This is a genomic window from Streptomyces sp. B1I3 (assembly GCF_030816615.1).
Taxonomy (GTDB): Bacteria; Actinomycetota; Actinomycetes; order Streptomycetales; family Streptomycetaceae; genus Streptomyces.
Genome location: NZ_JAUSYD010000001.1, coordinates 7,435,175 through 7,456,926 on the forward strand (window position 1 = coordinate 7,435,175; position 21,752 = coordinate 7,456,926).

16 protein-coding genes and 5 pseudogenes are annotated in these 21,752 nt (G+C 68.7%); 16 read left to right on the forward strand and 5 right to left on the reverse strand.

Going from position 1 to position 21,752, the window contains the following annotated elements:
• Window positions 1-19: 19 nt before the first annotated feature.
• Window positions 20-1,003, forward strand: coding sequence for an LLM class flavin-dependent oxidoreductase (locus tag QFZ58_RS33920; protein ID WP_307129086.1), 984 nt, complete (start codon window positions 20-22; stop codon window positions 1,001-1,003).
• A gap of 116 nt (window positions 1,004-1,119) precedes the next feature.
• Here QFZ58_RS33920 and QFZ58_RS33925 read toward each other — a convergent pair.
• A pseudogene (locus QFZ58_RS33925) lies at window positions 1,120-1,986 on the reverse strand (IS256 family transposase); the annotation flags it as partial.
• 132 nt (window positions 1,987-2,118) lie between these two features.
• On the opposite strand from QFZ58_RS33925, the gene QFZ58_RS33930 reads away from it, so the two are divergent.
• From QFZ58_RS33930 to QFZ58_RS33945, 4 genes are all read left to right on the forward strand, one after another.
• Window positions 2,119-2,595, forward strand: a complete 477-nt coding sequence (locus tag QFZ58_RS33930; RefSeq protein WP_307128668.1) for a DUF4265 domain-containing protein — start codon at window positions 2,119-2,121, stop codon at window positions 2,593-2,595.
• A gap of 181 nt (window positions 2,596-2,776) precedes the next feature.
• Window positions 2,777-3,466, forward strand: coding sequence for a TnsA-like heteromeric transposase endonuclease subunit (locus tag QFZ58_RS33935; protein ID WP_307128669.1), 690 nt, complete (start codon window positions 2,777-2,779; stop codon window positions 3,464-3,466).
• Window positions 3,467-4,258: 792 nt separating this feature from the next.
• On the forward strand, window positions 4,259-4,777 hold the full coding sequence (locus QFZ58_RS33940; protein WP_307128670.1) for a hypothetical protein: 519 nt from the start codon (window positions 4,259-4,261) through the stop codon (window positions 4,775-4,777).
• Entirely contained in the window at window positions 4,774-5,097 is a 324-nt protein-coding gene (locus QFZ58_RS33945) for a hypothetical protein (protein WP_307128671.1), read from the forward strand. Before QFZ58_RS33940 ends, QFZ58_RS33945 begins: the two co-directional genes overlap by 4 nt.
• A gap of 453 nt (window positions 5,098-5,550) precedes the next feature.
• Here QFZ58_RS33945 and QFZ58_RS33950 read toward each other — a convergent pair.
• A pseudogene (locus QFZ58_RS33950) lies at window positions 5,551-6,380 on the reverse strand (IS5 family transposase).
• Window positions 6,381-7,096: 716 nt separating this feature from the next.
• On the opposite strand from QFZ58_RS33950, the gene QFZ58_RS33955 reads away from it, so the two are divergent.
• The 3 genes from QFZ58_RS33955 to QFZ58_RS33965 all read left to right on the forward strand — a co-directional run bounded on the left by QFZ58_RS33955 (window position 7,097) and on the right by QFZ58_RS33965 (window position 12,721).
• Window positions 7,097-11,470: a DNRLRE domain-containing protein gene (locus tag QFZ58_RS33955; RefSeq protein ID WP_307128672.1), complete on the forward strand. Its 4,374-nt coding sequence runs from the start codon at window positions 7,097-7,099 to the stop codon at window positions 11,468-11,470.
• Window positions 11,471-11,561: 91 nt separating this feature from the next.
• Entirely contained in the window at window positions 11,562-11,915 is a 354-nt protein-coding gene (locus QFZ58_RS33960) for a hypothetical protein (RefSeq protein ID WP_307128673.1), read from the forward strand.
• Between the two features lie 179 nt (window positions 11,916-12,094).
• The gene (locus QFZ58_RS33965; protein ID WP_307128674.1) at window positions 12,095-12,721 is read left to right on the forward strand and encodes a hypothetical protein; all 627 of its coding nucleotides are present in this window, start codon (window positions 12,095-12,097) and stop codon (window positions 12,719-12,721) included.
• A gap of 157 nt (window positions 12,722-12,878) precedes the next feature.
• Here the strand turns inward: QFZ58_RS33965 and QFZ58_RS33970 are convergent.
• Window positions 12,879-13,653, reverse strand: a pseudogene (locus QFZ58_RS33970) (transposase).
• Window positions 13,654-13,746: 93 nt separating this feature from the next.
• On the opposite strand from QFZ58_RS33970, the gene QFZ58_RS33975 reads away from it, so the two are divergent.
• Both QFZ58_RS33975 and QFZ58_RS33980 read left to right on the forward strand, forming a co-directional pair.
• A complete protein-coding gene (locus tag QFZ58_RS33975; RefSeq protein ID WP_307128675.1) occupies window positions 13,747-13,947 on the forward strand; it encodes a hypothetical protein in 201 nt (66 codons plus the stop codon).
• A 44-nt stretch (window positions 13,948-13,991) separates the two neighbouring features.
• Window positions 13,992-14,274 (forward strand): annotated as a pseudogene (locus QFZ58_RS33980) (DUF2252 family protein); the annotation flags it as partial.
• Window positions 14,275-14,309: 35 nt separating this feature from the next.
• On the opposite strand, the gene QFZ58_RS33985 reads toward QFZ58_RS33980, so the two are convergent.
• The gene (locus QFZ58_RS33985; protein ID WP_307128676.1) at window positions 14,310-15,056 is read right to left on the reverse strand and encodes a VWA domain-containing protein; all 747 of its coding nucleotides are present in this window, start codon (window positions 15,054-15,056) and stop codon (window positions 14,310-14,312) included.
• 387 nt (window positions 15,057-15,443) lie between these two features.
• Here QFZ58_RS33985 and QFZ58_RS33990 point away from each other — a divergent pair.
• Window positions 15,444-16,648, forward strand: a protein-coding gene (locus QFZ58_RS33990) for an IS3 family transposase (protein ID WP_307128677.1) whose coding sequence is annotated in 2 segments (ribosomal slippage) — window positions 15,444-15,735 and window positions 15,735-16,648 — 1,206 coding nt in all. Because the reading frame shifts where the segments join, the coding sequence is not laid out codon by codon here.
• A 564-nt stretch (window positions 16,649-17,212) separates the two neighbouring features.
• On the opposite strand, the gene QFZ58_RS33995 is transcribed toward QFZ58_RS33990, so the two are convergent.
• Entirely contained in the window at window positions 17,213-17,413 is a 201-nt protein-coding gene (locus tag QFZ58_RS33995) for a hypothetical protein (protein ID WP_307128678.1), read from the reverse strand.
• 815 nt (window positions 17,414-18,228) lie between these two features.
• Between QFZ58_RS33995 and QFZ58_RS34000 the strand changes: the two genes are divergently transcribed.
• From QFZ58_RS34000 to QFZ58_RS34020, 5 genes and pseudogenes are all read left to right on the forward strand, one after another.
• Entirely contained in the window at window positions 18,229-18,651 is a 423-nt protein-coding gene (locus QFZ58_RS34000; RefSeq protein WP_307128679.1) for an ATP-binding protein, read from the forward strand.
• A gap of 189 nt (window positions 18,652-18,840) precedes the next feature.
• Window positions 18,841-19,709, forward strand: a pseudogene (locus QFZ58_RS34005) (helix-turn-helix domain-containing protein).
• Window positions 19,710-19,804: 95 nt separating this feature from the next.
• On the forward strand, window positions 19,805-19,990 hold the full coding sequence (locus QFZ58_RS34010) for a hypothetical protein (protein ID WP_307128680.1): 186 nt from the start codon (window positions 19,805-19,807) through the stop codon (window positions 19,988-19,990).
• 36 nt (window positions 19,991-20,026) lie between these two features.
• Entirely contained in the window at window positions 20,027-21,025 is a 999-nt protein-coding gene (locus QFZ58_RS34015; protein WP_307128681.1) for an ATP-dependent DNA ligase, read from the forward strand.
• A 284-nt stretch (window positions 21,026-21,309) separates the two neighbouring features.
• Window positions 21,310-21,732, forward strand: a complete 423-nt coding sequence (locus tag QFZ58_RS34020) for a hypothetical protein (protein ID WP_307128682.1) — start codon at window positions 21,310-21,312, stop codon at window positions 21,730-21,732.
• Window positions 21,733-21,752: the final 20 nt, after the last annotated feature.

The window sequence follows — 21,752 nt, forward strand, 5'->3', positions numbered from 1 at the left end:
AGTCGTACCGGTCGTGAACATTGTCGATATGGACATCGGTGTACTTCTTCCGACCGGAACCGCCCAGTGGGGCCCTGCCGACGACCCTCGCGAGCTGGTGGCCTTCGGCCGCTACGCCGAACGCTCGGGTTTCACCTCGCTCTTCGTCAACGATTCTCTGATCAGCCCGCGCATCGAGGCTCTGACGATGCTGGCCGCACTCGCCCCGGTGACCGAGACTGTGACACTGGGCACAGCCGCGCTGATGCCGTTCCTCCGTCGGCCGATCCAGGCCGCGCAGGCACTTGCGTCGATCGACCTGCTGTCCGGTGGCCGGCTCACCGTGACCGTCGGCGCCGGTTTCCCTGGCCGCTTCGGGCGGCCCCTCTACACACTTTCCGAGCTGCCGTGGGAAAGGCGCTTCGCCCGCCTGGACGAGACTGTTGCTCTGTGGCGGGCCCTGTGGGGCGGCGCCGACACCTTCCACGGCGAGATCCTCCGGTTCGATGACATCCCGCCCACGACCAGGCCGCCCCGAGCCGGCGGCCCGCCCATCTGGCTCGGCGCCGCGACCCCCGCAGCGCTGGCCCGCACTGGCCGACAGTACGACGGATGGCTGCCCTACCCGCCTGACCCCGCTGACTACGCATCCGGCCTCCGCAACGTCCACAAAGCGGCGACCGAAGCGGGACGCGAGACCGAGGACATCACTCCCGCACTATTCGTCTCGGTATGGATCGACAACGACATCGAGAGCGGCCGTCGGGCACTGGACGACTACGCGCGGGCCACATACGGCATGCCACTGGAGGAGCTGGAAAGGATCCAGGCAGTTGTCACCGGCTCCGCGGACCAGGTGCTTGAGCACCTAGGGCGATACGTCGCCGCCGGTGCTCGGCATATCGTCGCCCGCCTCGGTGCCCTGGACCTGCACTCCCAGCACGACCAGCTCGAACGGATCGCAGACCTGATCCCCGCCGTCCAAGCGGCAGCGGATCACGCCTCCACCTCGGAAAGCTCCTGAGCCTGGCCCAGTCGACACGAAGCGACGATTACGGGACAGCTCTTACTACTCCAGTGAGATTTCGTGTCCTGAGCTGCGGGTCTGTGTAGTAAACGGTGGGACTCGGTTGGTTTTGTTCAGCGACGTCCGGCGGTGAGCCGGCCGTCGAAGGTGATGTCGAAAGCTTGCAGCGCGGCCTTCCAGCGCATGGTGCAGCGTTTGCGTCCGGTGCCGGTCGGGTCCGTGCTTATGACGGCCAGGTAGACGCATTTGAGGGCTGCCTGCTCGGTGGGGGAGTGCACCCTGGCCCGGACGGCCTTGCGGAGCCGCGCGTTGATGCTTTCGATCGCGTTGGTGGTGCAGATGATCTTCCGGATCTCCACGTCGAACCGGAGGAAGGGCACAAACTCTGCCCAGGCCGCCTCCCAGAGCCTCACGATCGCCGGATACTTCCCGCCCCAGGCATCGGTGAACTCCACGAACCGCTCCAGCGCGGCTTCCTCGGTCGGCGCGGTGTAGACGGGCCTGAGCGCCTTCGCGATCTTCTCCCAGTCCTGCCGGGCTGCGTATCGGAAGCTGTTCCTCAGCAGGTGAACGACGCAGGTCTGGACGATCGTCGCAGGCCAGACGGTATTCACGGCGTCCGGAAGACCGGTCAGGCTGTCACAGACCAGCATCAGGACGTCGGCCGCGCCGCGGTTCTTGATCTCGGTCAGGACCTGGAGCCAGCACTTCGCACCCTCCCCACCGTCGCCGATCCACAGGCCCAGGATGTCCCGGTGCCCCTCGGCGGTGACCGCCACCGCCCTATAAACGGGCCGGTTGGCGACCTGCCCGTCCCTGACCTTCACGTTCACACAGTCGATGAAGACGAGCGGGTACACGCTGTCCAGTGGCCGGTTCTGCCATTCGGTCATGCCGGCCATCACGCTGTCGGTGATCGTGGAGATCGTGGACTTGGAGATCTCCGCGCCGTACACCTCGGCGAGATGCGCGGAGATCTCCTGTCCTCTGACATCGAATCTTGCTCGTCTGCCATCGAAGCCTGATGACTGCCAGTCCGGTGACAGCGAAGTTTGATCACCCAGGTCAGGCCCTGTGCTGGGGCCTGAGGGCGGACCGCTCATGATGACCTCATGGAGAACGCGGTCGAAAAGATCAAGGTCTGGTTCCGGTTCGTCCCACGTGAGGGCTGGTTCCCGCAGGACACCGAGGGGCTGTGGGCGACGAGGCTTGGAGAAGACACGGCCCGCGTGCAGAACGCTCCGTTTCTTCAGGATGGTGTGGCGGAGGGCGACATCGTGCGGTTCGAGACGGGCTCCGACGGGCTCCACTGGGCTGCCGGGCGGGTCAGTTCCTCAGGTAACTGCACAATTCGGGTAGTGCCCGTTCCGTCTGGTCCACTGGGCCGCAGCGCGCAGGCCGTGCACGAACGCCTGTCGGTATTCGGTCTCGGCGGTGAGGTCTTCAGCACGGAGTTCCCCATGGCGGCCTTCACGGCACCGGCTGGCGCCGACTTCGCCGGGATCAAGAGGTTGCTAGAGCAGGGGGAGGAAAAAGGATGGTGGCACTACGAAATCGGCTGCGGCACGGAGGAGTGGTGGAGTGCCTAAGCTCCGCGGGGTGCTCTCCTGCAACGAATCTTGTTCGATTGCCACCGAAGTCTGACGAACCGTACTTTTCTGTCATTGAAGCTTGAGCACTCGGGGCGGTCGTTGGTCTGGGGGCGTGGTGGGGGCACCTGCGCGTGCGTACGGGGAGGCAGTGTTATCGGCCTTTGAGCTGGACTCTTCCGTGTTGGGTGAGCGGGTGCGGGTGCCGCTGGCCGAGGGGTGGAGTTCGCGGTTCGAGGAGGCCGAGCCGGTTCGTGGCTTCCGGTGGGACAAGGGGGCCCGGGGCTTCGCGGGTTGGTACTACGCGGTCACCGCCGGGGACTTGATCGGGTTCGAGTCCTGGCTGGAGCGGGATCGGCTGATCCTGCTGGACCGGGATCCGGATGTCGTGGGGGTGGCCTCGCAGCCGTTCTGGTTGCACTGGCATGACGGAAAGCGTCCGCGCCGGCACGCGCCGGACTACTTCGTACGGCTCGCGGACGGACGGGCACGCGTGGTCGACGTCCGGGCCGGTGACCAGATCGACGAGGCGTCCGCGGAGGCTTTCGCGGCGACCGAGCGGGCCTGCCGGGCAGTGGGCTGGGAGTTCGTACGGGTGGGGGTGCCCGATCCGGTGCTGATGGCGAACGTGCGGTGGCTGGTCCGCTACCGCCGGGCTCGATCCGCCCGCCGGGCGGACGTCGTGGACGGTCTGCTGGAGCTGTTCGCCGAGCCGGGCCCGCTGCGGGCCGGGGCGGTGCGGGTGGGCGATCCGCTGCTGGTGCTGCCGCACCTGTTTCATCTGCTGTGGTCCGGGGCCCTGGTGGCCGACCTGGAGGGGGAACCGCTGCACAGCGGGACCGTGGTCTGGACGAGGGGGAAGAGCCGGTGACGTTCTTGCAGCGGCTGGCCGCGATCGAGGCCGGCGCCTGGGTGCGGGCCGCGGGGCAAGTCCGGGCGGTGGTGGCGGTCTCGGCGACGTCGGTGACACTGACCGGCGACGGGGAAACGGAGCGGCTGGTGGTCGGGACGGGCGAGTTGCTGGCCGTGGAGGACTTCGCGGTGATCGGCAGCCCGGTGCGGATGCCGCTGCCGGCCGCCTCCCTGCTTGAGACGCTGCCGCAGGAGGCGAGGCAGAAGGCCCTGTGGTGGGAGGGGCACATCCTCGAGGTGCTGCATGGCTTGGCGCCGGGCGCGGGTCCGGGCGCCAAGCCCCGGCCCGAGTACGGTCCGGGCCGGTCGTTGACGGTCCGCGAGCGGGCGAAGGCCGCCGAGCTGACCGCGGCGGGCCACCCGGCCGCGGCGAGTACGGTCGCCCTCAAGCGGCGCCGTTACCAGGCCCAGGTCGTGACGGGGCTGGCCGATCACCGGCCGGTCCGCAAGAAGCCGGCCTTCGGGGCCGTCGACGACAAGATCGTGGCGGCGAAGCGGCAGGCGGTCGCCGAGGCCGTCGACGCCTCCACCCGCCGGGGCACGTTCATCATCTGGCGGACGGGCGAACTGCTGCGGCACACGCCCGAGGGCCGGGCGGTGACGCTGCCCTCGGAACGGACGCTCTACCGGCTGCTGGCCAAGCTCACCGACGGCACCCACACGTTCGGCTCGGCCGTCAACCGGCGTTCGCGCGCCCACGGGGCGAGTGGCCCGTTCGGCGAGCGGACGGTCTTCGCGCCGGGCGACGATCATGCAGATCGACTCCACCCCGCTCGACGTCCTGGTCCTCCTGGACAGCGGGGTGACCGGGAAGGTCGATCTCACCGGCATGATCGACGTCGCGACGAGGACGCTGACCGCGGCGGTGCTGCGGCCGACCACGAAGTCGGTCGACGCGAGCGTGCTGCTGGCCCGCACGGTCACCCCCGAACCCATGCGGCCGGGCTGGGCGGACGCGCTGGCGATGTCCCGCTCAGTGCTGCCGCACCGCCAGCTCCTCCAGCTCGACGAACGCCTGGCCCACGCCGCCGCCCGGCCGGTGATCGTGCCGGAGACGATCGTCTGCGACCACGGGGGCGAGCCGGGCCCCAGGCCGAGTCGGCGCGAGCGGCGGGTGGCGGCCCGCACCAAGAACACCGGCCCCTCCATCCCCACCCTCGAGTCCGCCGAACCGGCCGAACCAGAGGCCGAGCCAGACGGGGAGTCCCTGGCCGAAGTGATCCCGCTGGGCCTGTTCGACCCGCTCGAAGACCCCTGGAGGAGGCCGTGAGCGAGCCGGAGGAGCCGGGACAGCACCTGACCACCCTCGACGGCTGGATCCGGTTCGTCAACCGCCCGCCCGAGGCGCCGCCGCGGCTCTCCCCGGACGAGTACGCCGCCCTGCCCGCAGCAAAGCGGACGGCTTACGACGAGGACCGGCTCGACTACCACACCCGCCTGCTGGTGGTCCGCACCTCCACCGTCCAGCACACCGTCGCCACCGGCCGCCGCCTGGTCCTGCTCAACCGGCACGCGATCAGCGCCCGCCGTCAGCCATCAACTGTCGCTTTCAGTGCGGGAGTTACACCACTCACCGTACAGACCCTTTGACAGACCCGGCTCCAGCGGCGCACCCCGCTCATCGAGCCCTTCGATGGCCGGCTGACCGCACGAGGTCCTGTGGTCCGGATCACCGGACGGCGGCGAGAAGGGCTGGAACAACTCCGGCCTGTTGTCAGTTCAACTGGTTGTGGGTACGGAGGGGACAGTGTCCCCGGGCCTCACCTATAGCCCATGGGGAAGATCGTTCGGCTGAAGCCCCATGGAGCCCTCCGCCGAGAGGCGACCGCCCTCCGCGCCCACACCCCATCGGCCCCGGCTGCCCTTCCCCGACCAACCGGGGCTTTCCGGTGCCTGCGCACCACCGTCACCAACGGCACCGCAACGTCCGCGGCTCTGCTCTGCTCGGTCACGCGGTCCGTGAGAGGCGTGGGCAACGGGGAGCACCGCCCACACCACGGTGAACGTCGCCAGCATCGCGACCTAGGAGTTGTCGTCGAAGTGTCACGGCCACATCGGGAGCGATGCGAGGGTGACGGCTGCCTGGTAGGACTCGGCGGTTTTGTCGTATCGGGTGGCGATGCCGCGCTATTGCTTCAAGCGGTTGAAGCAGCGTTCCACGACGTTTCGGTGTTTGTGGATCCGTTTGTCGAAGGTCGGTGGGCGGCCGCCGCGGCTGGCGCGACGGGCACGGTTGCGGACCTGGTCGGCCCTCTCCGGGATGGTGTGGGGGATGGTGCGACGCCGCAGCCAGGTGCGGATCGCCTTGGAGCTGTAACCCTTGTCGCCGATGACGTGAGCGGGCCGCACCCTCGGCCGGCCCGGGCCAAGACGGGGCACCCGTATTTCGTCCATCACCGCGGTGAACTGGGTGCAGTCGTTGGTGTTGCCACCCGTGACCACCAGGGCGAGCGGGTGGCCCAGGCCGTCGCATGCCAGGTGAATCTTGCTGGTCAGCCCGCCTCTGGAGCGTCCCGGGGCCGGGCTGCGGCGCCTCCTTTTCGGGCACCGGCCGCGTGCTGGTGGGCGCGGACGATGCTGGAGTCGACCGACACCAGCCAGTCGATGTCCCCGGCCGCGTCCGCCCGGGCCTGCGCGGCCCGCAGCATCCGGTCGAACGTGCCGTCGGCGGCCCAGCGGCGAAACCGGGTGTGCAGGCTCGCCCAGGATCCGTACCGCTCGGGTACATCCCGCCAGGCCACCCCGGCACGGAACTTCCACACGATCCCGTTGAGCATCGTCCGGTCATCCAGCCGAGGCCGCCCCATGGAGGTCCGGGGCAACAGCGGCCGCACGAAGTCCCACTCTGCATCGGACAGTTCATGGCGACGTATCACCCGACCATGATCCACCAATCAAGATCACATTGACGACAGACCCTAGGACTCACCACGAGATCCACGCTTTCTGCGCCAGCACGATGTCCCAGCCATGCTCTGCGCGGGCTGCGGTGCGTGCACCCATCACCGACCGATGTCCGCGGTGGGCCGGCGTCTGGGTCACTCCCGAGGGTGAGTTCGGCCCGTTGTGTGACAACCCCGATGCTCATCCTATGGCTGCGAGGGTCTCTGCTCGGGACGCTCACCGACCTTGAGTTCGGCACCCCGCATCGTCCCGATTGAGCTATGGGGGTGGCGGGGTGCCGTGTCCACGGCCAGGATGGCACCCGCAATCGCGTCATTCCGCTCAGCCTGCACGCACATCTTGCGGAGGGCAATATTCCGAATTGGTGGGTGGTTCCTGCGGAGTTACGCTCCCTCCTTACTTGATCCAAACATGAGGAGGATTCGTGAAACCTGCTGGTCGAACGGGTAGATCAGGAAGAAGACCGGGCGCGACGGGATCATCGTGGTGGGCAGTTGCTGCTGTCCTGACCGCCCTGTTGGCGAGCTCCTCCCCTCTGTTGGCCGCCGTAGCCACAGCAGAGCCCACGGGGGACGCCGCGGACTCCGCCACTAAGCGGCAGGAGGAATCCCCGGCCCGTGTCGAGTTGGTCGCGGAACGCACTGAGTCGACCACCACCTGGGCGAATCCCGACGGAACCCTCACCGTGGAGTCCTATACCGGCCCGATCCGCGTGAAGCAGTCCGACGGCGGCTGGAAGCCCGTCGACACCACGCTCGTCACCGACGGTGGCGCGATCCGCCCGAAGTCCGCTGCAGCCGACATCACCCTTTCCGGGGGCGGCGACAGCCGGCCGCTGGCGGAAGTCTCCCGGGGCGGCAGGTCCCTCGGGCTCGAGTGGAAGGGGACATTGCCCGCTCCCGAGTTGAAGGGTTCCACCGCGACCTACCGTGACGCCGTCGAGGGCGGTGACCTCGTGGTGACCGCCCTCAAGGAGGGGATATCCCACTCGGTCATCCTCAACGAGCGCCCGGACAGCCCCGTCACTTACGAACTCTCTGTGCAAACGGACGGGTTGACGCTGCAGGAGACCTCCGAGAAGCGGCTTCAGTGGCAGGACGACAAGGGGAGGACGGTCGCCACCGCGCCGGTCCCGGTGATGTGGGGATCCGGCGAGCGGGGCAGCACCGGAGAGCCTCAGCACCTCGCCGCCATCGACGTCACCGTGAAGCAGGAGGCCGACGGAGACGGGCAGGTACTGGTACTGAAGCCGGACCCGGCTTTCCTCTCCGACCCGGACCTGGCATACCCGGTCACCATCGATCCGACCGATTCCCTCCTCGGCCCGGTCACCGACACCTGGATCCAGTACGACGACTACCTCACTTCGCAGAGAGGTTCGACGGAGCTTAAGTCCGGTACCTACAACGGAACGGAGAAGGCGCGCTCCTTCCTCAAGTTCGACGTCGCCAAGTACGCTGACAAGCACATCCTCGATACCGACCTGCGGCTGTACTCGTACTACTCCTCCACCTGCAACACCGCCAACTCCGGTAACCAGGTGCGCCGGATCACCACCGCCTGGGACCCGTCTGCAGTGTCCTGGTCGGCCCAGCCGACGACCACCGCGACTGGCGCCGTCACCTCCACTGCGGCCAAGGGCTACAGCAGCAGCAGCTGCCCGGCCGGACACGTCTCCTGGGACGTGGACTCCATAGTCCAGGCCTGGGCGGGCGGTGAGCCCAACTACGGAGTGCGGGTCGCTGCTGTCGATGAGACGGACCCGCTGACCTGGCGCCGCTACCATTCCTCGAACCAGACCGACGGATCCCACAACGCGGCCTACGAGCCGTCCCTGACGGTCACCTACAACAGCCTGCCGGGCACGGCAGCTGCCGTCTCACCTGCCTCCGGAAGCCTCACCTCCGACACCACGCCCACCCTGTCCGCCAAGGCTACCGACGCCGACGGCCAGCAGCTCACCCACACCTTCGAGGTGTGGACCCCCACCGGTACCTCCGCCCTGCGCACGGGCACCTCGGTGGCCGTGGCCTCCGGCGCCGCCGCGACCCACACGGTTGCCGCGCTGCCCGCGGGATCGTACAAGTGGCGGGCCAAGGCGTCCGACGGCACCGACACGGGTGCGTGGTCGGGCTGGCAGACCTTCACCGTAGACACCACCGTGCCCACGACCCCCACTCTCACCTCCAGCAGTCACCCCGTGGGCGGGAACTGGTACGGCACGTCCTCCTTCGCCGGCTCGCTCGCCTCCACCGACGCGTCGGGCATCGCGGGCTACGCGGTGAAGATTGACCAGGATGCCGCCACCAGCCCGGGCACAGCGGTCACGCAGACCACCACCGCCGTCACCCGGACCGGCCTCGCCGACGGCATCTGGTACGTCCACGCGGCCGCCATCGACAAGGCGGGCCTCTGGTCCGCCGCCCGGCACTCCGCCTTCCAGGTGGACGTCACCGCGCCCGGCGCCGCCGGCAGCCTGGCCTCCTCCACCCATCCCGTGACCACCAGCGCCTACGCGAATCGAACCGCCTCATTCACCTGGTCCGCCCCCGCCGACCGGTCCGGCATCGCGGGCTACGCGGTCACGGCGGACCGGACGGCCGACTCCCTGCCCCCGACCACCGGCACCCCGCAAACGGCCATGTCGTACACCGCGACCACCGATGCCGACGGCACCTGGTACGTCCATGTTCGGGCGAAGGACAAGGCAGGCAACTGGTCCTCGAGCGCGGCTCACCTGCCGTTCAAGGTGGACATGAACCTGCCGGCCAGCCCGCTGATCAGCTCCTCCTCGCACCCCGACCAGGCGCGGGCCTACCACAGCGGTGACCTGGCCGCCACCTGGACGGCGCCCTCTGGCTCCTCCGCCGGTTACAGCTTGGTCGTGGACAAGGTCTCCAACACCGTCCCGGACACCCAACCGGACACCACCGGCACGACCCACCGGGCACAGCTCGCCGAAGGCACCTGGTACCTGCATGTCCGGGGCGTCGACAGCAACGGGACCGGTGGCGCGAGCTCGCACTTCCGTGTCGCCGTGGACACCACCGCCCCCGGCGCCCCCGGTGTGACTTCGACGGACTTCCCCGTCGACACCTGGGCCGGAGCCGCCGGCACCCCGGGCGCCTTCCAGGTGACGCCGTCCGGATCCGACACCGCGAGCCTCGCCTACCGCGTGGACGACGGAACGCCCACCACCGTTCCGGTGACCGGCAGTCCGGTCGAACTACGGATCACCCCGGCCTCGGCCGGCCGCCATGTGCTGACCGTCACCGTCACCGACCGGGCGGGCAACGTCTCCGCAGAGACCAGCAGGGCCTTCCATGTCGGGCGTGCGGCGATCACGGCCCCGGCCAATGGCGAGGTACTCGTCGGCTCGGTGGACCTCGCGGTCAGCAGTCCCGCCGGGCTCACCGAAGTCACCTTCCTGCAGCGGAAGTCACCGACCGCCGAATGGGTGGCCATCCCGGCCGCCCAGGTGACCCACCCCTCCGACGGCGCCGCCGTAACCTGGCCCGTCCCGCTCACCAACGGCGTCTCGCCGAAGCTGGTGTGGGACACCTCCTCCCTGTCGGGCAGCAGCAGCCTGCAGATCGGAGCCAGCTTCGGTGGCCCGGCATCCCTTCCGCTCGCCGAGCCCGTCTCGGTGGCCGTGGACCGCATCGAGATCATCGACGGCGGCTCCGAGCCGGACGCCGGAGAGGCCGAGCCCGCCAAGGCGTACGCCTTGGAGAAGGCCACCGCCCGGGCCGCCGCGGCTCCCGACGAGTTCGCACCTCCCTACATCGACCAGGCAGAGCGGACCGTGGTGGCTCCTGTCGTGGATGCCACCGCGCTCAGCAGGGCCAGGGAGCCGATCCAGGTGGTGCAGGCACCGGCCGACGAAGGCACGGGAATCCCGGTGGACGACGCCGAAGGGGAGGCCAAGCCCGAGGGTTCGCCCGGCGAGCCCGAAGCGCTTCCCGATCCCCCCGCGGACGATTCCGTCGAGACCACCGGAGAGGAGAACTACGTTCTGGAGGAGCCGAGCGGACAGGAGGACGCCGACCAGCCCGCCCCGGGCACCCCGACCGTCACCGTGCAGGTCACGCCGGAGACCGAGGTCGTTGCCCACAGCCTCACCGCGCTGGAGTCCGTGCGTGACGAGGTGCTCCAGCTGCCGGAAAGCGAACTGCCCGGCAGCTCCGCCCTCCGGCTGGCCTACGTCGACGCCGAGAACAACCGGGTCGTCGTCAAGACCGAGGCCGTGAACAGTCCGCTGGCCACCTCCCTAGGCGAGCGGTACGGATCCGACGCCGTCGCCGCCGAACTCGTGCCCGCCACCCCCCTCGAGACGTTGGACCGCCGCGACGACACCTCGCCGTACTACGGCGGCGCGCGGATCAGGTCGTACCTGACGACCAGTTCCGTCACCTGGTGCACCGCGGGCTTCCCCTGGCGGCACTCGGGCAAGTGGTACATGCTCACCGCAGGTCACTGCACCACCGGAAACGGAGTGATCGTGAACACCAAGGACACCGACTTCATCGGTGCGGTGGTCCGGGACAACTGGGCCAACAAGTCCGGCTCGGTCCGCCTCAAGGGACAGAGCTACTACTCCGGCGACCTCTCGCTCTTCCAGGTGCAGTCACCCAAGTCTGCCTCCGCGAGGATCTACAAGGGCGGACAGCACTCCACCTCGTCCCGGGTGGTGCACGACTACTGGCGGCGCTGGGCGCAGAACGGCGACAAGGTGTGCACCGGCGGCATGCAGACCGGTGAGCAGTGTGGGTGGAAGGTGAAGGCCACCCAGGCCACCGTGAAGTACTCCGGGGGGACCACCGCAAGGAACATGGTTGTCGCCAGGAAGACCTCGGGCGCCTGCTCCATCCCGGGTGACTCCGGCGGCCCGGTCTACACTGTGGACGGCTCCGGGCGCGCTTACGCCAAGGGCATCATTTCCGGCGGCGGCGGGGGCGGCGGTGATAAGAGCGGCGGCCTGCTCGACCCCTGCGAGCTGGTCTTCACCGACATTGGCCTGGCCAACAGCGCCCTCCCCGGCCTGGTAGCGAGGTACTGAGATGCAGCGCTTCATCGTGCCCACCCTGCTTGCGGCATCGCTCCTGACCGGCTGCTCCGGAACAGGGGAGTCCTCGTGCACCCTAGTCGGTATGGACTCCGAGGTGTCGCTCGTCTGGCACCCTTCGGACTTCGGCACGGCGGACGCGGCCACGTTCCGCTTCTGCGCCGGTGAGGTCTGCGAGCAGCAAAAATCCGGTGACCCGGACGATCCGTTCAACCGGCTGTCGATCCCGATCCCCCAGGCCGACGGCCCCGGCCCCGTCCCCGTCCGTCTGACCGTGACGGCCACCGCCGGCGGGAAGAAGATTGTCAGCGACCAGGCCGAAGCCACCCTCGAGGAGCAGCACCCCAACGGCAAGGACTGCGAGCCCACGGCCTGGACCGCCTCGTTCCGCGCCGAACCCGTCGGACTCACGGACCCGAAGGGCCTTCCTACCCAGTAGAAGCGGAACGTCCTCGGCCACGTCACATCAAGTGGGGTCCCTCCGGTACCTGCCGGAGGGACCCCTCGCTGAGTCGCCACCGCGACCGAACCCACCGTGCCGGGATCGGTCACCCGCTCGGTTTCCAGACCGAGATCGGCCACCGGCTCGGCAACGGCTTCGTGTAGCGGGCGGACCTGATGGGGTGGGCGCCGGAGGCCAGGGTGCTGTTGCTGGAGATCGACCGCCGCACCGAGGACGCGCACGACCTCGTCGCCAAGCTGCGCGGGTACTGGGAGTGGGGCCGGCGGCTGGCACCGGATGCGGACAAGTACACCGTGGACCTGGTCCGCTCCCGGCCGGACGCGATCGACCAGGTCGTCGGCCACGTGAAGCGGTTGTGGCGCCGGGTCTATCCGCCGACCGGCCGGGAGGGCCTGGTGCCGGTGGCGTTCGTGTACGCGGACACCACCGAGGCGAAGGTCGCCAACACGGTCGCCGTGTTGGAGGAGTCCGGCCGCCGCTACTGGGCGCCGCGCCGGTACCGGAGCATCTACCGGGAGGCGATCACGGCGAAGGACTACGGCCAGGCGGCGCCCGTCGACGTCACCACCCTGGAACAGCTCCAGGAGCACGGCTCGGGCGCGGCGGTGTGGCGGCGGCTGGGACGGGAGGGCGAGCAGACGCTGACGGCCGCGCTCGACAACCCCGACGGCGACGTTCTCTACCGCGACCAGGCCGCCCGCGCCGACGCGGAGGAGGAGCGGCGTCGTGCCGCTGAGCGGGAGGAGCGGCGCCCCGTGTGCACGCGGTGCGGGGCGAAGTAGACCGACCAGCGCTGGGAGGAGATCACCGTGCACCGGACTGCCTGGAAGGCCGGGGACCGGTCCGTGTGCGGCACCTGCCACGCCGACGACGTCGCCCGCTAGGAAGCCGCCGCCGAGGCCGTCCGCCTCCAGGCCGCCGCGCCACCGGAGCCGGAGGCTATCCGGCGAGAGCGAGGTTGTGCATCCGTGCGATGCCGAGCATGGCGTGGTGGACGCCGTCGCCTTTGAGGCGGCAGTCGCGGAGGATCTTCCAGGTCTTCATGCGGGCGAAGGCATGCTCAACGCGGGCGCGAACCTGCTTGTGGGACTTGTTGTGAGCCTGCTTCCAGCCGGGCAGCTCCTCGCCCTGGCGGCGCCGGTGGGGGTGGGGGATCACGAGCCCGGTGCCCATATAGCCGCCGGTCGGCGATGGTCATGGTCCTGCCGACGGCGGCCTGCGCGCCGGACTCCTCCCACGCCTTGCAGTCGTTGCGGTTGCCGGGCAGAGGCCGGCCGACCACCACGACGAGACGAGTGTCGGCGTCGATGACGACTTGGTGGTTGGTAGAGTACCGGCAGTTCTTCGACCGCTCGGCGACGCTGTGATCGCGGGTCGGCACCAGGGTGCCGTCCACGATCAGCACGGTGTCCTTCGCGAACCGCTTGCGGGGCTGGAGGGCGAGCATCGGCCCGAGGTGATCGATGATCCGGTCCGCCGTCGACTTCGACACCCCGAACAACGGAGCCAGTTGGCGCATGGTCAGGTTCGTCCGCCAGTAGGCCGCGACCAGCAGTGCCCGGTCCTCCAGCGGCAGACTCCATGGCCGGCCCTTGCGGACCGCGTCCGCACCCTCGCGCCGCAGAACCGTCACCAGTTTCCCGAACTGGCGCGGGCTCAGCCCGGTGAACGGGGCTATCCAGGACGGCTCCGACGCCGTGATCACACCAGCCACGGACATGATCATCTCACTGTGACCGGTCTGCTCAGACGCCTCAGAGTCATCCTTCGTTGATCCATCTCGTGATCAAGCCGTACCATCCCCGCCATGACAAACGAAGTCCTCGCCGAGGACCTCCAGCCCGGCGACCTCCTGGAGCTCTCGACCGAGTTGGGCACTCAAATCCTCCGGTTGACTGACGTGGAGCGGCGTACCCAAGGCATCAAGTTCATGGGTCGCAATCACCAAGGGGTCCTCTACTCCAGCGGTATGAAGTACGGGGAGCTGGCGCGGTGCGTCCGGCGGTAGGCCGTCGCGTGGACTGCCGATGGCAGTTACGGGACAGCCCTTAGGACCTGAAGCGCTTCGCCGCGTCCGGGGCCTGATCGGTTACGTCAAGGCGCTGAGCGACGACCAGATCACCGAGCTGGTCGGAGTTTATGCCGCGGCGTACCGCGAGCGCATCTACGCGCTGGCGACGGACGCCAAGAACGACGAGGTGCCATCCTTCAACCTGGGCACCGCCGACGGCCGCTGCTTGGCGCCCTGCGCGAGGCCCGGGCGCTGACCCGGTTTGGGCTGTTGGACTCGATGGCGGCAATCTGGGCATTTGAGCGAATTGTCGTGTCTGCCGGGTCAGTTGGTTGGTCCCGGCTGCTCCAGGCCGCCCTCTATTCCAGGACGCGGGCGGCGCGGGCGGCGGTCAGCCATTGGGGGAACTCGTGCAGAAGCTGGTCGAAGAGCCGGTGGTCGTTGGTAGCGCGTGGGGTGCGGCCGGCATGGAAGAAGCCGGCATTGTCGACGACACGAGTGGCCGGGACGGCGAGAGTGTCGAGTTTGCGCAGGAATGCGAACTCGTTGTCGTCGGGGTCGCCGAAGCCGATGAACTGCCAGAACAAAGGGAGGCGGGCTGCTTTGCAGAGGTAGCGTTCGGCGGCGAGTTTGCTGGTGGGCCCGCCGTCGGTTTGGAAGATGACCAGAGCGGGGGCATCGCTGCCGGAGGCCATGTAGTGGTCGATGACCTCGTCCATGGCCCAGTGGTAGTTCGTGCGCCCCATATGACCGAGGTTTTCGTGGAGTTTGTTGATGCGGCCGTGGTGTCGGCCGAGCGCCAGGTCGGTGGACCCGTCGACGTCTGTGGAGAAGAACACCACCGGCACGACGCCGTCGTCATCCAGGTGCGCCGATAGCGACAGCACTTGCTCGGCCAGGTGCTGCATGGTGCCGTCCCGGTAGTAGGGCCGCATGGACCCGGAGCGATCCAGCACGAGGTAGACCGCCGCCCGCACACCCTCCAGCCCATGCCGGCGAATACGGTCACCCGCCGCCTTGTACAGGCTCACCAGATCAGGCGCACGCTCCAGCACCTTGGACAGACTGATACCCGGGGCACGCTCATCACTGTTCGACGCAATCACCCCCTCATAGTGAGCCTTCGTACCTGTCCCCGAAGGGCGTTTCGAACGAGACCGTCGTCAACGCCGGCTGCACATGGGCATTGAGTGCAAGTGCTCTTTCCGGCCTGCATCCGGTTCTGGCACGGGGGCGCGGTAACAACTGCTGTGCATGGTGTTGAAGAGAGACAAGAAGAAGCGAAAGGTCTACAGGGGGCGCAGGCGCTGTATACGGTGCATGCAGCGGTTTGGGAACGGGTGGGGATCGTGGGTGGAACAGCGTTAACGCTGGCGGCGGCTGTGATCGGTAGTGCTGTGTCGTTGGTGTCGGTTCTGGTGACGCAGGGGCCTTGACCCCTGATGTTGAACACACGAGACACTGGATCCTGCGGATCTGAGAACGGACATCTCGTGGTCATGAAGAACTACCCGCCGCAGTTCAAGGCGGACGCGGTCGCGCTGTACGAGTCGCGGCCCGATGCGACGATCAGGTCGGTCGCCGCCGATCTGGGGATCAATCCGGAGACCCTGCGGAACTGGGTCCGGGCTGCCGGAGTGAGTCGTCCCCGGGGACGCCGGACGCAGGAAGCGGCCCAGCCGCCAGCCCCGCTGGAGGCGGAGAACGCGGCTCTGCGGAAGAAGGTCCGTGAGCTGGAGGAGGAACGCGAGATCCTGCGCAAAGCGGCGAAGTATTTCGCCGGGGAGACGGGCTGGTGAACCGCTTCCAGTGTGTCGCCGACCTCCAGCGCCGCTACGGCGTGAAGCGGCTGTGCAGCATCCTCGGCGTCAGCCGCTCGAGCTTTTACTACTGGAGTCGGACAGCCGCGGACCGGGCCGCCCGGCAGGCGGCCGACGCGAGGCTGGCCGCCCGGATACGGGCGGTGCACCAGGAATCGGACGGCACTTACGGAGCCCCCCGGATCACCGCCGAACTCCGCGAGACGAGTGGTGAGGCGGTCAACCACAAACGCGTCGCCAGGATCATGCGGGCGTCCGGGATCGAAGGGGTCCGGTTGCGGCGCCGGCACCGCACCACCGTCCCCGACCCAGCAGCGGCCAAGGCTCCGGATCTGATCGGCCGCGACTTCACGGCGGGCGAGCCGAACACGAAGTACGTCGGCGACATCACCTACCTGCCCCTCGAGGGCGGGAAGTTCTGCTACCTGGCGACCGTCATCGACCTCGCCTCGCGCCGTCTCGCCGGCTGGGCGATCGCCGACCACATGCGCACGGAGCTCGTGACCGATGCCCTGGCCGCGGCGATCCGCACGCGCGGCAGCCTGGCCGGATCGATCATGCACACCGACCACGGAGCCCAGTACACGAGCCGGGCATTCGCAGAAGCCTGCAGGTCAGCAGGGGTGCGGCGAAGCATGAGCGCGGTCGGGTCCAGCGCGGACAACGCACTCGCCGAGTCCTTCAACGCGACCTTCAAACGCGAGACACTCCAGGGCCGGAAAGGGTGGCCCGACGAGCGCGAGGCCCGACTCGACGCCTTCCGATGGCTCCACCGTTACAACACCCGACGCCGACACTCCCGGCTCGGACAACGGTCACCGATCGCCTTCGAGAACGCCCTCCACCTCACACCAACTACGCTGAAACCAGCCGCATAACCCGTGTTCAGGATTCGGGGTCAAGGCCCGTTGGGGGTTGTACCCGGGGTTGGCCCCACCGTTGGCTGCACGGGGGGATCCGGGGTTGTACCGGGGGTGTGACCGGAGGTGGGACCCCCGGTTTCCTCGGTCGGCCCGTTTATGCAGGTCAGACCCCGTAGGCAAGCCGGTCCAGGACGCCGACACCTCTTTCCACGCGATAGCCGTGGCAGAGGTTGTCAGTGGAGGCCCGGGGTGCGCCCCGCCCGTTCGTCCGGCCGCGTGGCTGCGCCGGGGCGGGCGCGTCCGGTTGCCTGCCCGTGTGTCCGTGTGTGTCCGTGTGTGTCCGTGTGCGGCCGTACGGGAGGCGTGGGGAGCCCGGCGGCCCCGTCTTTCCGGGGAGGGTGTCCGGGGTCTCAGAGGGCTGCCGGACGGCTTGGTGGGGGCGTGCGCGTTTGGCGTGCACGCGTGCACGAGCACATGTGTGCACGGGAGAGAGAACCGCCGGGCTCGAACGCCTGGGGGTACGGGTCGGCGATCCGGGCCGGCACAGTCGCCGTGTCACCGTTGCGGTCGCAGCCGCTGTCACCGTCGGGTGGTGGGTCCGGTGCCCAGGGCGCGGCGTCCGGCGGGGCGGGTGGGTACCAGGTCGTCGTCGGTGGCCGGGGTGGTCGGTAGGCGTTGTGCGGCGAGGCCGGCGCGCGGCGACACGTGCGGGCCGGTCGGCAACCCGGGGTGGTCGGCGGGGTCGGGTCGGGTGCCCAGTGGGCGGCGGTGGGTGGTCACCGGGCCGATTCTCCGCCGGTGCGGTGGCCACCGCCAGGAGCTGGGGCCCGTGAAGCCGACACCGAAAGGTTTTTCTTCACCGCCCCGGCCGGGGGACCCGGGGTGGTTCCGGGGCGCGCGCGTGTCGTGCACGCGCGAGGCGGCGGGCAGCGGCGCGAGTGCCCCGGGGCGGGCGCTCCGTCACCGGCACCAAAGGCGCCGGCCGCCCACCCCGGGCCCGCGCAGTCTCCCACGCCGACCACATTCGCCGTGGATCGGGCCTCGAGCTCCTGGTGGAGGTGGAGGCCCGATCCTGCCGGAAGCCGCCAGGGGCCGGCGGGCCCTCCGCCTACGCCCGGCCCGATCGCGGTCGCCGCGTTATGGGCGGCAGGGCTGTGTGCGGGACTCCGGGCGTGGGCGGACCTTCTTCCCTCTCTCCAGACACCAAAGGGGTCTCTCAGAGAAGTAGTCGGCGCGCCAGTGACCCCTTGACCATCGGCCTTGACCTGCGGTTTCAGCTGTCCGGCCCGGTCGGCTGAGGCAAGTTGTAAGGCAAGTTGTAAGGCAAGTTGCAGGGCAAGTTGCAGGGCAAGTTGTGGGGCAAGTTGTGGGGCAAGCAAGTCCACGTGGTCGTGCCTAACCGCTTAGGCCAGTGCCTGTTTCTGAAGTGTCCGGCCTGAAAGTGCAGGTCAGGTGGATCGCTTTGCTGCACCTGGCTGGTGTGCGGTGTGGGTTGGGGGGTATTCGACGGGTCTTAACCGTGTTGCTCAGGACGAGGGTGGCGGTGTGCTCGCAGTGGTGCCCGAATACGAAGATCTTCACTGGTCGGCCGCCCGATGCTGTCGGCTCTGGCATTCGCCGGGGACGAGCCGGTGGCCGAGGCCCGGCATGCGGCCCGTGCCTTTTTGACCGAGGTGCAGGCCGTGCACGGAATCCCGGTGTCGGACCGTTCGATGGGTATGGTGCAGCTGGTGGTCAGTGAGCTGGTGACCAACGCGCAGAAGTACGCGCCCGGCCCTTGTCTGCTGGATCTGGAGATCAGCGACGGCGCGGTGGAGATCAGCCTGTGGGACACCGATCCGACACTGCCGGTGGCCCAGGCCGCTGATCCGGGACGGGTCGGGCAGCACGGGCTGGAGATCGTGATCGGCGTGTGCCGCAGCTTCGAGATGCGCCGCGAGCCGGTGGGCAAGCGCATCAAAGCCGCCGTCGTGCTGGCCGACGACCCTGGCGGAAACCCGGCGGGCCGTCTGATATGACCGCCTGCTCGGTGCCTGCTTTCGGTCTCTCCCCGTAGAACGCCCGGCGGTCCCGCGGTGAGGCGAATGACAAGGCCACAGTCCGTTTTGGCAGCCGCGAACACGACGGCATGGCGCAGGAACAACAGCCCATGTCCATGGCAGTCTGCGGATCAGCACGATGGCTTGAGGCCCGGAGGTACACCGCTCGTGGCCGCGAACAGCAACCCCACCGTCAGGAGACGCCGTCTGGGAGCCGAGCTGCGCCAGCTGCGCCTGGCCAGCGGGCTGAAGAGCACCGAAGTGGCCGAACGGCTCATGGTCTCCCAGCCCAAGATCAGTCACCTGGAGAACGGCCGCCGCACCATCAGCCCCCGCGATGTGCGCGACTTGTGCGCGATCTACGGAGTGACGGACCCGCAGGTCATCGACTCGCTCATGGGGATGGCCAAGGAATCCGGGCAACCGGGCTGGTGGCACGCCTACGGCGACATCCCGCACAGCGTCTACATCGCCCTGGAGACGGACGCCACCTCCCTCCACACCTACGAGTCCATGGTGATCCCCGCTCTGCTGCAGACCCCGCCTACGCCCACGCCGTCATCGAGGAATCGATCCCCCTGCTCACTACCGAACAGGTCGGCATGCAACTGAAGGCGCGGCTGCGCCGTCAGCACCGGATCTACGACCCAGCCGGTCCGCTGCGCCTGTGGGCCGTCCTGGACGAATCGGCCCTGCGACGGGTTGTCGGCAGTGCCGACGTCATGCGTGAACAACTGGAGCACCTGAACGCACTCGGCACCGAACCGCACATCACGGTGCAGGTCCTCCCGCACACCGTGGGCGCCCACCCGGGCCTGCTGGGACAGTTCTCCATCCTGAAATCCGCCGAGAGCCCCGACACAGTGGTTCATCTGCAACAGTGCACCAGCGATCTCTACCTGGAGAAACCGTCCGACGTGCAGCACTACAGCGAGGTGCACGACCGCCTCCAGGCCCTGGCCCTCAGCCCCGACAGCAGCCACGACTTCATCACCGACGTCGCCAAGACGTACATCGACACGACGAGCCACCTCTGAGCGCGGTGTGCGAAATTCTGGGCTCCCCGCCGGTCACAGCATGCCGGGCGATCCCTGGAGTCGCGTCCCACGCCGGGGCGTCGTACACAGGGAGCATGAGCGAGGAACAGACGTCGTGGCATCCGGGCGAGGTCGTACCGGAGAGCGGGATCTACGAGTGCGACTGCGGGGCCGGCCATCACTGGAGTACCGACGTGAAGGGGCACCGCTTCCCGCCCCTCCCGGCAGGCTGCCCGGGGGCCGCGTGGACGCTCCGGACGGACGCACACCCCGACTCCTGACACCAGGCACCTGACCCGTCCCGGAGGGAGCCTCGCGTGGTTCTGAGGCCGCCTGTGGAGCCGATGCTCGCGCAGGCCCGCGAGACCCTCCCACCCCTCGGCGCCGGCGGGATGGCGGTGCAGCCCAAGTTCGACGGCTTCCGGGCCCTGCTCTACACCCCTCTCCGCGAGGGTGACCCGGTGCTCTTGCAGACCCGGCGCGGCGCGCTGGTCCAGGACCGCTTCCCCGACCTGACCGCCGCCGCACGCAGCCTCCCGAACGGGCTCGTCCTGGACGGCGAGCTCGCCGTCCTCGACCCTCACGGCCAGCTCAGCTTCACTGCCCTGCAACGCCGCGCGACCGCCGGCCGCAACGCTCCAGTTCTGGCGGCTGAGATGCCCGCGCACTTCATCGCGTTCGACGTCCTGCAAAGCGACGGCCAGGAGCTCCTGGCCGAGCCGTTCGCGCGCCGCCGCGAGGTCCTGGAGGCACTGTTCGCCGGTCACTGGCTGGGACCGCCGTGGACGCTGTGCCCCTCGACCACTGACCCCGTGATTGCAGGGGAGTGGCTGTATGAGTGGACCGACGTCCCCGGCCTCGAAGGCGTCGTGGCCAAGAGCCTGACGGGCCGCTACCGGCCGGGCGTGCGCGGCTGGACCAAGGTCCGCCGCAGGAACTCCACCGAAGCCCTCATCGGCGGTGTAACCGGCTCCCTACACCGCCCCCACGTTCTGCTCCTCGGTCGCCACGACACCACCGGCCGCCTACGACTGGTGGGGAAGACCGCCCCGCTGAAACCCGGCCCGGCACGGGACCTCGCCGACCACCTCACCGCGGCCGACCCCGACCACCCATGGACCGGCGTCCGCTTCACCGCATCCTGGAACAGCCGCACCCCACTGGAACCGGTCCTTGTCGCCCCCGTCCTCGTCGCTGAGATCAGCGCCGACGTCTCACAGGACCACGGAGTATGGCGCCACCCGCTGCGCTACGAACGACTTCGCCTGGACGCCTCCGAAGCCGATGTTCCGCAGTTCGGCGAGACGAGCCCCTGAGTCCGCTAGTCTTGGCGCCCCGAGCAGTGCTCGGAGCGTGCGCAGGCACGCAGTGCAGGATCCTGGAGCCCAGTGGCCCGGGAGGTTCAAAAAAACCTCGACACGGTCTAAACCATCGCGGCCAGGCCCCGGTCGCCCGCTCGGCTCGAAGAACAAGCAGTCCGCCACCCGCTACGACGTGGGCAAGACCGTCAGACGTCCGGGCACCCTGATCGAACGTGATCAAGCCCGGCCGTGAGGCCATGATCTGGGTCTGTCGGTGGCGCCGGGCAGAATGCACTCCCGTGAGCCTCCACTACGAAGTTGTCTTCACGTGCTTCCTCCGGGACGACACGCCCGACACGGTCCTGGCAGCCCTGCGATGGCACCTCGGCCTGGCCCTCGAGCGTCCAGCAGAGCTCGACGCGGAGGAGCACTCGTATCCACTGCTCTCCCCGGATCCGGACAGTCGCCTGCCAGGAGGCGATTTCGTGTCCCTACGACGCCAGTCCCGAGGCTTCACGCCCGGTGGTGAGCTCCACGCATGGGGACTGTTCAGCCGCAACCTCTGGCTCGACGACATGATGGGTGACCTCTACAGCGTCCTGGACCTGCTCGCACCCCACGTCGAAGAACCTGGCTATAGCGGGTACTTCCGGGAGGAGTTCGACACCGAGCCGACCGTCTTCACGTTCCGAGATGGCACCTTCGGGCCACTGAAACTCTGAGTCCAGTTCAGTCTCTGAAC

Coding starts and splice junctions, on each gene's coding strand:
- QFZ58_RS33960 (WP_307128673.1), top strand. CDS start 11,562: ATGGACTCCGAGGTGTCGCTCGTCTGGCACCCTTCGGACTTCGGCACG.
- QFZ58_RS34010 (WP_307128680.1), top strand. CDS start 19,805: ATGAGCGAGGAACAGACGTCGTGGCATCCGGGCGAGGTCGTACCGGAG.
- QFZ58_RS33930 (WP_307128668.1), top strand. CDS start 2,119: ATGGAGAACGCGGTCGAAAAGATCAAGGTCTGGTTCCGGTTCGTCCCA.
- QFZ58_RS33940 (WP_307128670.1), top strand. CDS start 4,259: ATGCAGATCGACTCCACCCCGCTCGACGTCCTGGTCCTCCTGGACAGC.
- QFZ58_RS33975 (WP_307128675.1), top strand. CDS start 13,747: ATGACAAACGAAGTCCTCGCCGAGGACCTCCAGCCCGGCGACCTCCTG.
- QFZ58_RS33965 (WP_307128674.1), top strand. CDS start 12,095: ATGGGGTGGGCGCCGGAGGCCAGGGTGCTGTTGCTGGAGATCGACCGC.
- QFZ58_RS34000 (WP_307128679.1), top strand. CDS start 18,229: ATGCTGTCGGCTCTGGCATTCGCCGGGGACGAGCCGGTGGCCGAGGCC.